Source organism: Streptomyces smaragdinus (assembly GCF_009604385.1).
GTDB classification, from domain to species: domain Bacteria; phylum Actinomycetota; class Actinomycetes; order Streptomycetales; family Streptomycetaceae; genus Streptomyces; species Streptomyces smaragdinus.
In genome coordinates, this window is the sequence record NZ_WEGJ01000002.1 from 46,410 (window position 1) to 60,914 (window position 14,505).

12 protein-coding genes are annotated in these 14,505 nt (G+C 72.0%); 9 read left to right on the forward strand and 3 right to left on the reverse strand.

Annotated features, from left to right (window positions below; translation table 11 throughout):
• Positions 1-3 precede the first annotated feature (3 nt).
• Positions 4-2,142: an acetate--CoA ligase family protein gene (locus tag SRB5_RS03710; protein ID WP_153449987.1), complete on the forward strand. Its 2,139-nt coding sequence runs from the start codon at positions 4-6 to the stop codon at positions 2,140-2,142.
• A 176-nt stretch (positions 2,143-2,318) separates the two neighbouring features.
• Complete coding sequence (locus SRB5_RS03715; RefSeq protein WP_153449988.1) at positions 2,319-3,704, forward strand: OFA family MFS transporter; 1,386 nt, start codon at positions 2,319-2,321, stop codon at positions 3,702-3,704.
• A gap of 80 nt (positions 3,705-3,784) precedes the next feature.
• Here the strand turns inward: SRB5_RS03715 and SRB5_RS03720 are convergent, their stop codons facing one another.
• Both SRB5_RS03720 and SRB5_RS03725 read right to left on the reverse strand, forming a co-directional pair.
• Complete coding sequence (locus tag SRB5_RS03720; protein ID WP_153449989.1) at positions 3,785-4,468, reverse strand: GntR family transcriptional regulator; 684 nt, start codon at positions 4,466-4,468, stop codon at positions 3,785-3,787.
• 107 nt (positions 4,469-4,575) lie between these two features.
• Positions 4,576-5,484 (reverse strand): molybdopterin-binding protein, encoded by a 909-nt coding sequence (locus SRB5_RS03725; protein ID WP_153449990.1) that lies wholly within the window; start codon positions 5,482-5,484, stop codon positions 4,576-4,578.
• A 232-nt stretch (positions 5,485-5,716) separates the two neighbouring features.
• Here SRB5_RS03725 and fdhD point away from each other — a divergent pair, with 232 nt between their 5' ends.
• The 3 genes from fdhD to SRB5_RS03740 all read left to right on the forward strand — a co-directional run bounded on the left by fdhD (position 5,717) and on the right by SRB5_RS03740 (position 8,392).
• Positions 5,717-6,565, forward strand: a complete 849-nt coding sequence (gene fdhD / locus SRB5_RS03730) for a formate dehydrogenase accessory sulfurtransferase FdhD (protein ID WP_153449991.1) — start codon at positions 5,717-5,719, stop codon at positions 6,563-6,565.
• Between the two features lie 348 nt (positions 6,566-6,913).
• Positions 6,914-7,465, forward strand: coding sequence for a beta-class carbonic anhydrase (locus SRB5_RS03735; RefSeq protein WP_153449992.1), 552 nt, complete (start codon positions 6,914-6,916; stop codon positions 7,463-7,465).
• A 138-nt stretch (positions 7,466-7,603) separates the two neighbouring features.
• Positions 7,604-8,392: an acyl-CoA dehydrogenase family protein gene (locus SRB5_RS03740; RefSeq protein ID WP_323376978.1), complete on the forward strand. Its 789-nt coding sequence runs from the start codon at positions 7,604-7,606 to the stop codon at positions 8,390-8,392.
• Here the strand turns inward: SRB5_RS03740 and SRB5_RS03745 are convergent.
• A complete protein-coding gene (locus SRB5_RS03745) occupies positions 8,353-9,039 on the reverse strand; it encodes a GntR family transcriptional regulator (RefSeq protein WP_153449994.1) in 687 nt (228 codons plus the stop codon). The two genes, SRB5_RS03740 and SRB5_RS03745, sit on opposite strands and share 40 nt — an antisense overlap.
• A 308-nt stretch (positions 9,040-9,347) precedes the next feature.
• Here SRB5_RS03745 and SRB5_RS03750 point away from each other — a divergent pair, with 308 nt between their 5' ends.
• From SRB5_RS03750 to SRB5_RS03765, 4 genes are read left to right on the forward strand one after another with little or no spacing between them, the layout of a single operon-like run.
• A complete protein-coding gene (locus tag SRB5_RS03750; RefSeq protein WP_153449995.1) occupies positions 9,348-9,857 on the forward strand; it encodes a formate dehydrogenase subunit gamma in 510 nt (169 codons plus the stop codon).
• Positions 9,854-11,437: a formate dehydrogenase beta subunit gene (locus SRB5_RS03755; RefSeq protein ID WP_153449996.1), complete on the forward strand. Its 1,584-nt coding sequence runs from the start codon at positions 9,854-9,856 to the stop codon at positions 11,435-11,437. Before SRB5_RS03750 ends, SRB5_RS03755 begins: the two co-directional genes overlap by 4 nt.
• Positions 11,434-14,235, forward strand: a complete 2,802-nt coding sequence (gene fdhF / locus SRB5_RS03760; RefSeq protein WP_153449997.1) for a formate dehydrogenase subunit alpha — start codon at positions 11,434-11,436, stop codon at positions 14,233-14,235. Before SRB5_RS03755 ends, fdhF begins: the two co-directional genes overlap by 4 nt.
• Positions 14,232-14,444 (forward strand): formate dehydrogenase subunit delta, encoded by a 213-nt coding sequence (locus SRB5_RS03765; RefSeq protein WP_323376979.1) that lies wholly within the window; start codon positions 14,232-14,234, stop codon positions 14,442-14,444. The genes fdhF and SRB5_RS03765 overlap by 4 nt, the downstream gene beginning before the upstream one ends.
• Positions 14,445-14,505: the final 61 nt, after the last annotated feature.

The window sequence follows — 14,505 nt, forward strand, 5'->3', positions numbered from 1 at the left end:
ACGATGGCTCAGTCAACGGATCGCGAGGCCGTGCGGGCCCTGCTCGACGAGGTCCGCGCCGAGGGCCGGACGTCTCTGACGGCGCCCGAGGCCAAGCGGATCGCCGACGCCTACGGCATCGCCGTACCCGGCGAGGAGCTGGCCGGTGACGCGGACGCCGCGGTGGCGTACGCCGCCGCCTTCGACGGCCCCGTCGTGCTGAAGATCGTCTCCCCGGACATCCTGCACAAGACGGACGCCGGCGGCGTCGAGGTCGGTCTGAAGGGCGAGGACGAGATCCGCGCCGCGTACGACCGCATCATCGCCAATGCCCGGGCGTACAACGCGGACGCCCGGATCGAGGGCATCCAGGTGCAGCAGATGCTGCCGCCCGGCCAGGAGGTCATCGTCGGCGCGGTCACCGACCCGACGTTCGGCAAGGTCGTCGCGTTCGGTCTGGGCGGTGTGCTGGTCGAGGTGCTGAAGGACATCACCTTCCGGCTGGCGCCCGTGACGGCCGACGAGGCCGCGGGAATGCTCGACTCCATCGGCGCCGCCGAGATCCTGCGCGGGGTGCGCGGCGGCGCGGCGGTCGACCGCGAGGCGCTGGCGGAGCAGATCCGCCGGGTGTCCGACCTGGTCACCGACTTCCCCGAGATCGCGGAGGTGGACCTCAACCCGGTCATCGCCACCCCCGAGGCGGCCCTCGCCGCGGATGTCCGGATCATCCTCGCCGAGAGCGTGCCGGAGCCCCGGCGGCGCTACACCCGCGAGGAGATCCTCGCCTCGATGAACCGGCTGATGAAGCCCCGCTCCGTCGCGGTCATCGGTGCCTCCAACGAGGACGGCAAGATCGGCAACTCCGTGATGAAGAACCTGGTCAACGGGGGCTTCGCCGGAGACATCTACCCGGTCAACCCGAAGGCCGACGACATCCTCGGCCGCAAGGCCTACAAGACCGTCGGCGAGATCCCCGGCGAGGTCGACGTCGCCGTCTTCGCCATCCCGGCGAAGTTCGTCGCCGGCGCGCTGGAGGAGGTCGGCCGCAAGCACATACCCAACGCCGTCCTCATCCCCTCCGGGTTCGCCGAGACCGGCGAGCACGAGCTCCAGCAGAAGATCGTGGACATCGCCGCCGAGCACAACGTGCGCGTCCTGGGCCCCAACATCTACGGCTACTACTCGACGTGGCAGGACCTGTGCGCCACGTTCTGCACGCCGTACGACGTCAAGGGCCCGGTGGCGCTCACCTCCCAGTCGGGCGGGATCGGCATGGCGATCCTCGGCTTCGCCCGTACGACCAAGACCGGGGTGTCCGCGATCGTGGGCCTCGGCAACAAGTCCGACGTGGACGAGGACGACCTCCTCACCTACTTCGGCGAGGACGAGAACACCCAGTGCATCGCCATGCATCTGGAGGACCTGAAGGACGGCCGCGCGTTCGTCGAGGCCGCCCGCGCCACCGTGCCGAAGAAGCCGGTGGTCGTCCTCAAGGCCGGCCGCACCGCGGCCGGCGCCAAGGCGGCGGGCTCCCACACCGGTGCCCTGGCCGGCGACGACGCGGTGTACGACGACATCCTCCGCCAGGCCGGCGTGATCCGCGCGCCGGGGCTGAACGAGATGCTCGAGTACGCCCGCGCGCTGCCGGTGCTGCCGACCCCGCAGGGCGACAACGTGGTGATCATCACCGGTGCCGGCGGTTCGGGCGTACTGCTGTCCGACGCGATCGTCGACAACGGGATGAAGCTGATGGAGATCCCGCCGGACCTCGACGAGGCCTTCATGGCGTACATCCCGCCGTTCGGCGCGGCGGGCAACCCGATCGACATCACCGGCGGCGAACCGCCGTCCACGTACGAGGCGACGATCCGCCTGGGCCTGACCGACCCGCGCATCCACGCGCTGGTCCTGGGCTACTGGCACACGATCGTCACCCCGCCCATGGTCTTCGCCGAACTCGCCGCCCGCGTGGTGGCCGAGGAGCGGGCCAAGGGCAACGTCAAGCCCGTCGTGGCGTCCCTCGCGGGCGACACGGAGGTCGAGGAGGCGTGTGCCTACCTCTTCGAGAGGGGCGTGGTCGCGTACCCGTACACGACCGAGAAGCCGGTCGCCGTACTGGGCGCCAAGTACCGCTGGGCGAGGGCCGCGGGGCTCCTCACCTAGTGCACGACCACCCGGGGCCGGCCCTGTTTCAGGGCGAGGGCCGGCCCCGGGTGCACCACCCCGGCGGCTCGGGTCCGGTTCTGCCCAAGGACCGTGCCCCGCGCCGGGGAGCACCACAGAAAGAGATCAGGACAGGGGGCGCTGGCCAGAGTCTCTCGAGGCAAGGGGTGCAACACATGGCAACAACGCAAGTACAGTCGGCCGTCCCGTACCGGGAGGTCACTGACGCGAACGGCAGGACGTACCGGCTGGGGGAGACTCCCACCGACATCATGGGACGTGGCCGCAAGTGGATGGTCATCCTTCCCTGGGTCGGCATGATGGGCATCTCCTCGGCCGAGTACGCCTTCTCGTCCGCCGAGGACACGCTTCACGAAGCTCAGCACTGGTCCAGCGGCAGCATCTACTGGATGATGACGCTCTGGGTGTTCTGCCAGGCCGCGGTCGCCTTTCCGGCGGGGCGGCTGCGTGAGAAGGACAAGCTTCCCGCCCGCTGGGCGATGATGCTGGGTGCGGCCGGCACCCTGATGGGATACCTGTCGCTCGCGTACGCGCCGCACGTGGCGCTCGCGTTCATCGGGTTCGGCATGTTCTCCGGTATGGGCGCGGGCATGGTGTACGCCACCTGCGTCAACATGGTCGGCAAGTGGTATCCGGAGCGCAAGGGCGGCAAGACCGGCTTCGTCAACGGCGGTTTCGCCTACGGTTCCGTGCCGTTCGTGTTTGTCTTCACCGGTTTCATGGACGGCTCCAACTTCCGCTGGGTGCTCGTCTCGGTCGGCTTCCTGCTGGCCGCGATGGTGGCCGTCGCCGGCTTCTTCTTCAAGGACCCGCCGAAGAACTGGTGGCCGGCCGAGGTCGACCCGCTGAACCCGCCGGACGACCCGCGCGCCCGTCGCGCGATGGAGAAGAACCCGCCGGCCGACAAGCAGTACTCGCCGGCCGAGGCGTGGAAGACCGGCCGGGTGGCCCTGCTGTGGTTCTGTCTCGCCTGTACCTCCGGCGTGAACATCTTCGGCATCGCCTTCCAGGTCGACATCGGTGAGGAAGCGGGCTTCGCCGGCGGGATCGTGGCGACCGCGATGTCGCTGAAGGCCATCGTCAACGGCACCGGCCGCGGTGTCATCGGCTGGCTCTCCGACATCTACGGCCGCAAGCAGTGTCTGCTGTACGTCTGCGCCATCCTGGGCCTGGCCCAGTTCGGCATCATGTGGTCGGCCGACATCAAGAACCTGCCGCTGTTCCTGATCTTCTCCGCCATCTCCGGCTTCGGCGGCGGCGCGATCTTCCCGATGTTCGCGGCGCTGACGGCGGACTACTTCGGCGAGAACAACAACGCCAGCAACTACGGCATGGTCTACAGCTCCAAGCTGGTCTCCGGTCTCGGCGCCGGTATGGGTTCCGTGGTCGTCGGTGCCTGGGGCTACAGCGGAGCCTTCACCCTGGCGGGATGCATATCGATCTTCGCCGGATTCATGGCGCTGTTCCTGTCGCCGCCCGGGGGGCCGCGCAAGAACCGTGTCGAGCCCAACCCGAAGCCCATCAGCAGGGAGATGGACTGACGACCCGGTGACGGACCCCGGCCACGCTCCCCAGGTGGCTGGGGTACACCGTTACCCCCGGTCGTACCCGCGGCACACCCTCACCCCTCCGCCCGCGCATGCTGGTGGTAAGAGGTGCGGGTGTGTTCCGTGTGGGCCCGCATGACCGCCTGCGCGCGGACCTCGTCCCGTGCGGCGACGGCGTCGATCAGGTCCCGGTGCTCGATCCAGGACTGGGCGCCGCGCTGCCGGGCGACCGGGGTGTAGTACCAGCGCACCCGCCGCTCCACCTGACGGGCCAGCTCGGCCAGGACCTCGTTGCCGGCGAGCGCCATCACCTGGGCGTGGAAGGCGGCGTTGGCCCCCACCACACTGTCGATGTCGTCGGCGGCCACCGCCGCCTCACCGATCTCGCACAGCTCCTCCAGCGTGGCGATGCCCTTGGCCCCCGCGTTCGACGCGGCCAGCCGCGCGGCCTCGGTCTCCAGCAGCGCGCGGACGACGAGCAGCTGGTCGGCCTCGTCGTCGGTGGGCTCGTGGACGAACGCGCCCTGCGCGGGGCGCAGATCCACCCAGCCCTCGGTGTTCAGCCGCTGCAGCGCCTCGCGCACCGGCTGGCGCGACACGCCGAGGTGACCTGCGAGTTCCGTCTCGACCAGATGCTGACCGGGCAGCAGGGAGCGGGTGATGATGAGCTCGAGCAGCGCCTCGTACACCCGCTCGCGCAGCGGGCCGGGGCGTTGCAGTTTCGGTACGGAGCCTTGCGGTAGTCCCGTGGAGAGCATGCTTCCCCCGCCTCGCTGGTGATTGGCTTTTGTCTACAGTCTACCGATGCCGGGGCGGTCGGCGGGGCGTTACGGCCGATCGTGATCGTGTTCACACGGACGGTCGCTCACCGCGGCAGTTCGATCAGCTCCACCAACTCCGCCCCGCCGGGCGGGACGACGGCCAGGGCGTCGCCCAGCGCCGCGGCCCACGGCAGCCCCGGGCGGTCGTGGCCGACCGCCACCACCCGGGCGCCGCGCGAGGTGACCGGCACCAGCCGGGTGTCGGCCCGGTGCGCGCCGACGGCGGTGTCCAGGCGTACGTAACGGGGTGCCGGGGGAGTGCGGCCGGCCAGCGCGGCCAGCAGCGGCGCCAGCAGCGTGACCCCCGCGGCCGGCGCGGCGTACGGATCGCCCGGCAGCCCGACGACGGGCGTCCCGCACCGCAGCCGGGCCAGCAGCTGCGGGCGCCCCGGCCGGCAGGCGACGCCGTCCACGACGACCTGTGCGCCCAGCGAGTCCAGCGCCGGCCCCAGCCGGTCCGCCGGCCCGGGGGACGAGGCCCCGTACACCGCGATCGCGTCGGTGTCGCGCGCCGCCCGGACCAGGGCGTCCGCCAGCGGCCGTACGCCGTCCGGCAGATGGGTGGCCGGCAGCGCGCGGCCCCCGGCCCAGTCGATCAGGCCGCGGAGCACGGGGCCGGTCGCGTCCCGCGGCCGTCCCGGCGGCGGGGTGCGCCGGAGCGCCGGCCTGTTGCCGGTGATCAGCACCGCGACGAGCGGGCGTCCGTGCACCGTGAGCGTGTCGTGGCCCGTACTCGCGGCGAGCCCGAGCGCGGCGGGGGTGAGTACGGTCCCGGCGGGCAGCAGTTCGCCGTCGGCCCCCGGCAGCGGCCGCGCCAGCGCGAGGCCGCGGGCCCGGCGCAGGGGGACGGCGGTCGCGGGCAGCGGGGCGGCGGCGCCGGCCGCCAGCGCCCGGGCGAGGGGCCAGCTCAGTTCCGTGTGCCGCCGGGTCGCCGGCTCGTGAAGTGCCGTCATCACGTCTCCTCGCGGATTGCCCGGCTCCGGGTTGTCGGCTCGGGGGGCGGCGCTCCCGCCGTCCCCGCTTGCGGAGGGCATGCGTATTGACCCGCCCGGAACAAGACTGTAGACAATATCCTGTCGACGACGATAGACGCCGTCACCGCGAAAGCGTCGCCGGGGCCGCTTCGGCCTCCGATCCGTACGGGACCGCAGGGATGCGGAACCGTACAGACAGGGACGGACCGCCATGGGCCGGGTCACCGAACGCCGCCGTATCCTCCGCATCCGCGACGGGCAGCTCAGCCACCGCGCCGACACCCTCACCGCCGAGGAGCCCCTGGAGATCAGGCTGAACGGCAAGCCGCTCGCCATCACCATGCGCACCCCCGGCGACGACTTCGCCCTCGCGGCCGGATTCCTGGTCAGTGAAGGGGTGCTGGGCGCCGCGGACGAGCTCCAAAGCATCGTCTACTGCGCGGGCGCCACCGCCGACGGCTCCAACACGTACAACGTCGTCGACGTCCGGCTGGCCCCCGGGGTGGAGGTCCCGGACATCACCCTGGAGCGCAACGTCTACACCACGTCCTCGTGCGGCCTGTGCGGCAAGGCCAGCCTCGACGCCGTCCGCACCAGCACCCGCTGGCCCCTCGCGGACGACGCCGGGATGCGGATCGGTACCGACGTGCTGTCCGCCCTCCCCGACCGCCTCCGTGAGCGCCAGCAGGTCTTCGACCGCACCGGGGGACTGCACGCCGCGGCCCTGTTCACCGTCGGCGGCGAACTCATCGACGTACGGGAGGACGTGGGCCGGCACAACGCCGTCGACAAGCTCGTCGGACGGGCGCTGCAGCAGGGCGGGCTGCCGCTGTCGGGGACGGTGCTGATGGTGTCGGGACGCGCGTCCTTCGAGCTGGCCCAGAAGGCCGCCATGGCCGGCATCCCGGTGCTCGCCGCCGTCTCCGCGCCGTCGTCGCTGGCGGTCGACCTCGCCGCCGAGACGGGCATGACGCTGATCGGATTCCTGCGCGGCACATCCATGAATGTGTACGCCGGCGAGCACCGGCTGGCGGTCCCGGTCTCCGGCCGCCCCGACTGACGGTCCGTCCGGCCGGGAGCCGGAGGTCATCTCCCCGGGAAGCGCAGTAATCGCGCACAGAGTCTGGACAACGGCGTCCCGTGCGGCCACGATGAGGCAACTCCATACCGTATGCAATCTACAGTACGGAGTTTCGGCCCGGGCCGGTGGCTGCCGCCCGCCCGAACACGACGCCCCGGGCGGGGTACCGCGAGGCGGGGCGTCGACCCTCATCGTGCCGCTGCCGGCGAGCCCCGCCGGTGCCGGCGCGGGTGCGAGGCCGGACGGTGTTCACGGGCGCCCCCTGTCACCGTCCGGCCCGCCCACCCTCAGGCGCTTTCGCGCACCCCGACCGAGAGGCGACCGAGTATGTCGACGCCGACACCTTCGAGTACGCGCCCGGCCACCCGGACCCCCGACCGCAGCACGGTCACCGACGCCCTGATCCGCGCCAACCGCGACTACGCCCGGACCTTCCGTGCGCCCGGGACCGACGCCCGCCCCGTCCTCGGGGTCGCCGTCGTCGCCTGCATGGACGCCCGCCTCGACCTGCACGCCGCCCTGGGCCTGGGCCTGGGCGACTGCCACACCATCCGCAACGCCGGCGGCGTGGTCACCGACGACACCATCCGCTCCCTCACCATCAGCCAGCGGGCCCTGGGTACCCGCAGCGTCGTCCTCATCCACCACACCGGATGCGGACTGCAGACCCTGACCGAGGAGTTCCGGTACGAGCTCGAGCAGGAGGTCGGGCAGCGCCCCGCGTGGGCGGTGGAGTCGTTCCGCGACGTCGACCAGGACGTACGGCAGTCGATGCGGCGGGTGTGCACCTCGCCGTTCCTGCCGCACACCGAGGACGTACGGGGCTTCGTCTTCGACGTCGGCTGCGGGCGGCTGCGGGAGATCCGCGACTTCGACTGACCGGAAGGTGGCGCGCCGGGGATCGATAGAATACTGTATACCGTATACAGGCCTCGCCGGCCGCTCCCCGCGGCCGCCGAGGCGATCGGGACCGCCCGACGGGGGCGGATCGGACATCGCACCGTAAGGGGGCGTCCTGTGTCGTATCCCAGCGCACTGCTCGAGGTCCTGGACCATGTCATCGCCCCGGCCGCCGAACTGGCGGACCGGGACGGGAAGTTCCCGCGCACCTCGGTCGCGGCCCTCGGCCGGGCCGGGCTCCTCGGCCTGACCTGCCCGGCCGACCCCGCCGACGGCCCCGCGCGGTTCGGGCGGGCCGCCGAGGTGGTCGCCCGGATCGCGACCGTCTGCCCGGCCACGGCCGCGGTCCTGCAGTCCCATTACGCGGCGGCCGCCGTGGTCGCCGCGCACGGGGGCCCGTGGCTGCGGGGCGAGGTCGCGGGCGGGCGCCATCTGTGCAGCCTCGCGGTGGCCGACGACGCCGAGGGCGCGGTGCGTCCGACGGCGTGGGGCACCGCGGGCGTGGTGGCGCTGCGGGCGCGCAAGCGTGACGTGGTCGCCGCCGGGGAGGCGGACAGCTACATCTGGTCGTCGCCCGCCGTCGGCGCCGCCGGCGAACTGACGCTGTGGGGCGTCCCCGCCCACGCGCCCGGCCTGTTCGTGCCCGCCCGCCCCACCGGGACGCCGCATGCCAGCGCGACGTCGACGGTGGTCGCCGACCCGGTCCGGGTGCCGGCCGAGGCGAGGCTGGGAGCGGACGGCGCGGGGCTCGGGATACTCGCCGGGACGGTGGAGCCGTGGCTGCGGGAGCTGCGCGCGGCCGTCGGCCCCGACGCGGTGCACCCCTCGCTGGAGGCGTGGGCTCCGGCGGTCCCGGGGGAGGCCCCTCAGCCGCTCGAGGCCTGCGCGGCGATGGCCTTGCGATAGGTGCGGGTGCGCTCGGTGTGCTTGCGCATGATCTCGCCGGCCCGCTCCGGGTCACCCTTGGCGATGGCCCGGATGAGCCGGGCGTGCTCGTTCCAGGCGCCCTTGGCGCGGGTGTTGGCGATCGGCGTGTAGTACCAGCGCACCTTGCGCGCCACCTGCTCGATCAGCTCGGCGAGCACGGTGTTGCCGCCGATCGAGGTGATGTACGAGTGCAGGGACGCGTTCGCCGCGACGAGCCGGTCGGTGGCGCCCTCCGCGAGCGCGTCCACGCCCTCCCGGTGCAGCTCCCACAGCCGCTCGACGTGCCCGGGCCCGGCGTGCTGCGCCGCCAGCTGCGCGGAGTACGTCTCCAGGACGGTGCGCACGCCCAGCAGATGCGTCGCCTCCTGCGGCGTCGGCACGTGCACGAACGCGCCCTGGGTGGGCCGCAGGTCGACCCAGCCGGCGGTGTGCAGATGCTGCAGCGCCTCGCGTACGGGCTGTCGGCTCACGCCCAGCTGGTCGGCGAGGTCCGACTCGACCAGATGCTGGCCCGGCTCCAGGGCGCCGCTGACGATCAGCTCGGCGAGGGCGTCGGAGACCGCCTCGCGCAGGGGTGCGGGGCGGGTGATGCGCCGGGCGGAGGCAGCCGTGAGGCCCTGAGCCATGGTTCCCCTCTCGGACGGTGCGGGGCGGGTTCAGGATACAGCTTTTCGTATGCACAAAACCGTTCCGGACGGCCGCGGAACGACGGATCATCGAGGAGGGCCCGCGTGGACGAGCGTTTGGGATTTTGTATGCAGAAGCTTGTATGCAACGCGTGGGCGTGCTTGGCTAGAACCGTTTCTACCCTCGCGCCACGCGTGCGGGGGAAGGTCGAGGTGCCCTTGTGACCGCGAACCGTGGTGCTCGGACCGGACCCCCAGGTGCCCGTGCCCGTACCGCTCCCACGGCCCTGACGAAAGGCCGCACGTCCATGACGATCCGGACCAGTACCGAGACGGTGGAGCAGGTGGTGAGGAAGATCGCCGCCGCCCACCGTGAGCAGCGCGGCGCGCTGCTGCCGATTCTCCATGCCGTACAGGCGGAGTTGGGGCATGTGCCCAAGGCGGCCGTCCCCGTACTCGCCGACGAGCTGAACCTCTCCCGGGCGGACGTGCACGGCGTCGTCACCTTTTACCACGACTTCCGCGCCGAGCCCGCGGGCCGGCGCACCGTGCGGATCTGCCGCGCCGAGGCCTGCCAGGCCCTGGGCGCGGCGGAACTCGTCGAGCACGTACGGCAGTCGGGGCTGACCCTGGGCGAGACCGCGCCGGACGGCTCGGTCACCGTCGAGCAGGTCTTCTGCCTCGGCAACTGCGCGCTCGGCCCCACCGTCGAGGCGGACGGACGCCTGCACGGCCGGGTGGACACCGCCCGCCTCGGCGCGCTGCTGCGCGGGGACGGCGAGGGACAGCGCGACCAGAGCGAGGGAGCACACGCATGACCCAGCAGACACAGCCCCGGGTGCGGATCTTCGTCCCCCGTGACTCGGCCGCCGTATCCGTCGGCGCCGACGAGGTGGCCGGGGCGCTCCAGCGCGCGGCCGACGACGCCGGCGTGGCGATCGACCTGATACGCACCGGATCGCGCGGCATGCTCTGGCTCGAACCCCTCGTCGAGGTCGACACCGGCGACGGACGCGTCGGCTACGGCCCCGTGACCCCCGGCGACGTCCCCTCGCTCCTGGCCGGCGGCCTCCTCGACGGCGGCGAGCACCCCCTGCGTCTGGGCAAGGTCGACGAACTGCCCTGGCTGGCCCGCCAGAACAGGGTCACCTTCGCCCGCGTCGGCGTCGTCGACCCCCTCGACCCCGACGACTACGTACGCCACGGGGGCCTGGCCGGCCTGCGCGCCGCCCTCGAGCTGTCCCCGGCCGACGTCGTCACCGAGGTGACCGACTCGGGGCTGCGCGGCCGCGGCGGCGCCGGCTTCCCGGCCGGCATCAAGTGGAAGACGGTGCTGGACACCCCGGGCGAGCTCAAGTTCATCTGCTGCAACGCCGACGAGGGCGACAGCGGGACCTTCGCCGACCGGATGCTGATGGAGGGCGACCCGTTCCTGCTCATCGAGGGCATGACGATCGCTGCCCACGCCGTCGGCGCCACCGAGGGCTACCTCTACATCCGCTCCGAGTACCCGGACGCCATCGCCACCATGCGCGCCGCGATCGGCGTCGCCCGCGACCGCGGCTGGCTCGGCGACTCCGTCCTCGGCACGCCGCTGGCCTTCGACCTGCACATCCGCGTCGGCGCCGGCGCGTACATCTGCGGCGAGGAGACCTCCATGCTGGACAGCCTGGAGGGCAAGCGCGGCATGGTCCGCGCCAAGCCGCCGATCCCCGCGATCGAGGGCCTCTTCGGCAGGCCGACCGTCGTCAACAACGTCCTCACCCTCGCCACCGTCCCCGTCGTCCTGGCCGACGGTGCCAAGGCGTACCAGGAGCTCGGCGTCGAGCGTTCCCGCGGCACCCAGGTCTTCCAGCTCGCCGGGAACATCAAGCGCGGCGGCATCGTGGAGACCGCGTTCGGCGTCACCCTGCGCGAGCTCATCGAGGACTACGGCGGCGGCACCCGCTCCGGGCGCCCGGTGCGCACCGCGCAGGTCGGCGGCCCGCTCGGCGCCTATCTGCCGCCCGACCAGTTCGACCTGCCGATGGACTACGAGGCGTTCGCCGCGGCCGGCGCGATGGTCGGCCACGGCGGCATCGTGGTCTTTGACGACACCGTCGACATGGCCGCCCAGGCCCGCTTCGCCATGGAGTTCTGCGCGATCGAGTCCTGCGGCAAGTGCACCCCCTGCCGGGTCGGCTCGGTGCGCGGCGTCGAGGTGATCGACAAGATCGTGGCCGGTGAGCGGCGGGACGAGAACCTGGCGCTGCTGGACGACCTGTGCGACCTGATGACCGAGGGCTCGCTGTGCGCGATGGGCGGGCTGACCCCGCTGCCCGTACGCAGCGCCCTGACCCACTTCGCGGACGACTTCCTCGGTGAAGCCGCCGCTGCGAGCACGGAGGGCACGGCATGACACTGCTCAAGGAACCCGATCACGGCACTCCCGCCAAGCCGGGCGAGGCCACGGTGGCGCTGGAGGTCGACGGCATACCGGTCAGCGTGCCGGAGGGCACCTCGGTCATGCGCGCCGCCTCCCTCGCCGGCGTCGACATCCCCAAGCTGTGCGCCACCGACTCCCTGGACGCCTTTGGCTCGTGCCGGCTGTGCGTCGTCGAGATCGACGGCCGCCGCGGCACCCCCGCCTCCTGCACCACCCCGTGCGCCGACGGCATGCAGGTGCGCACCCAGACGCCCAAGGTGGAGAAGCTGCGCCAGGGCGTGATGGAGCTGTACATCTCCGACCACCCGCTGGACTGCCTCACCTGCCCGGCCAACGGCGACTGCGAACTGCAGGACATGGCCGGCGTGGTGGGGCTGCGCCAGGTCCGCTACGGCTACGACGGCGCCAACCACCTGGACGAGGAGAAGGACACCTCCAACCCGTACTTCGACTTCGACGCCTCCAAGTGCATCGCCTGCTCGCGCTGCGTACGCGCCTGCGGCGAGATCCAGGGCACCTTCGCCCTGACCATCGAGGGCCGCGGCTTCGACTCCAAGGTCGCGGCGGGCGCGGGCGAGACGTTCATGGACTCCGAGTGCGTCTCGTGCGGCGCCTGCGTGCAGGCCTGCCCGACGTCCACGCTCCAGGAGAAGACGGTCGTCGACCTCGGCATGCCGACCCGCTCGGTCCTCACCACCTGCGCGTACTGCGGCGTCGGCTGCTCGTTCAAGGCGGAGCTGCGCGGCGACCAGGTCGTGCGCATGGTCCCGTACAAGGACGGCGGCGCCAACGAGGGCCACGCCTGCGTCAAGGGCCGCTTCGCGTTCGGCTACGCCACCCACCCGGACCGGCAGCTCAAGCCCATGGTCCGGGACAAGATCACCGACCCGTGGCGCGAGGTCGAGTGGGACGAGGCCATCGCCACCGTCGCCACCCGGATGAAGGCGCTGCAGGACACGTACGGGCAGGGCTCGGTCGGCGCGATCACCTCGTCGCGGTGCACCAACGAGGAGGTGTACGTCGTCCAGAAGATGGTCCGCGCCGCCTTCGGCAACAACAACGTCGACACCTGCGCCCGCGTCTGCCACTCGCCCACCGGCTACGGGCTCAAGCAGACGTTCGGCGAGTCCGCCGGCACCCAGGACTTCCGCTCGGTCGCCGAGGCCGACGTCATCATGGTGATCGGCGCCAACCCGACCGACGGACACCCCGTGTTCGCCTCCCGGTTGAAGCGCCGGCTGCGCGAGGGCGCCCGGCTGATCGTCGTCGACCCGCGCCGTATCGACCTGGTGCGCTCCCCGCACATCTCCGCCGACCACCATCTGCAGCTGCGGCCCAGCACCAACGTGGCCGTGGTCAACGCGATGGCGCACGTGGTGGTCACCGAGAACCTCGCCGACAAGAACTTCGTCGCCGAGCGCTGCGAGGGCTACGACGAGTGGGCCGCGTTCGTGGCCCTCCCGGAGAACAGCCCCGAGGCCGTCGAGGAGATCACCGGCGTCCCCGCCGGCGAGCTGCGCGCCGCCGCCCGGCTGTACGCCGGCGCCCCCAACGGGGCGATCTACTACGGCCTCGGCGTCACCGAGCACAGCCAGGGCTCCACCATGGTGATGGGCATGGCCAACCTCGCCATGGCCTGCGGGAACATCGGCCGCGACGGAGTGGGCGTCAACCCGCTGCGCGGCCAGAACAACGTCCAGGGCTCCTGCGACATGGGCTCCTTCCCGCACGAGCTGCCCGGCTACCGCCATGTCTCCGACGACGCGGTGCGCACCGTGTTCGAGGACATGTGGGGCAAGGAGCTGCTGCCCGAGCCGGGGCTGCGGATCCCCAACATGTTCGACGCGGCCATCGACGGCTCCTTCCGCGGACTGTTCGTCCACGGCGAGGACATCGCGCAGTCCGACCCGAACCTGGGGCATGTCACTGCGGCGCTGGAGGCGATGGAGCTCGTCGTCGTCCAGGACCTGTTCCTCAACGAGACCGCCAAGTTCGCCCACGTGTTCCTGCCCGGCGCGTCGTTCCTGGAGAAGGACGGCACCTTCACCAACGCCGAGCGCCGCGTCAACCGGGTGCGCGCCGTGATGCCGCCGAAGTCCGGCAAGCACGAGTGGCAGATCGTCGCCGAGATCGCCACCGCCATGGGCTACCCGATGGCGTACGACCACCCGGGCGAGATCATGGACGAGATCGCCAAGGTCACCCCGACCTTCGAGGGCGTCTCCTTCGCGCTCCTCGACAAGCTCGGCAGCATCCAGTGGCCGTGCAACGAGGCGGCGCCCGAGGGCACGCCCACGATGCACGTCGACGAGTTCGTCCGCGGCAAGGGCCGGTTCGTCGTCACGTCGTACGTGCCGACCAGCGAGCGCTCCACCCGCCGCTACCCGCTGGTGCTCACCACCGGCCGCATCCTCAGCCAGTACAACGTGGGGGCGCAGACCCGCCGTACCCACAACGTGGCCTGGCACGCGGAGGACGTGCTGGAGATCCATCCGCACGACGCGGAGGACCGCGGCATCGCCGACGGCGACCTCGTGTCGCTGGCCAGCCGGGTCGGCGCCACCACGCTGCGGGCGCAGATCTCCGACCGGATGCCGACCGGCGTCGTCTACACGACCTTCCACCACCCGGTCACCGGGGCGAACGTGGTGACCACGGAGAACTCCGACTGGGCGACCAACTGCCCGGAGTACAAGGTGACAGCCGTCCAGGTCGCCCTGGCCCCGCAGGGGGACCGGGCCGCCGCCGAACCGGCGGAGGTGCGGGCGTGAGCGCCGCGGAAGCGTCCGAGACCCGGATGGCCAACGACATCGCCCGTAACCTGGCCCATCTGGGATTCGACAAGGCCGCCGCCGAACTGGCCGGGCACATCGGCAGGTTCTGGGACCCGCGGATGCGCGGCCGGCTGCTGGCACAGGTCGACGCCGGCGCGCCGGGCATCCACCCGCTGGTCGAGCAGGCGGTGAAGCTGCTGCGCTGATCCGGGCTCCGCGATCACGGTCCCGCGGGTGTACGCACCCGCGGGACCTCCGGCGCGCCCG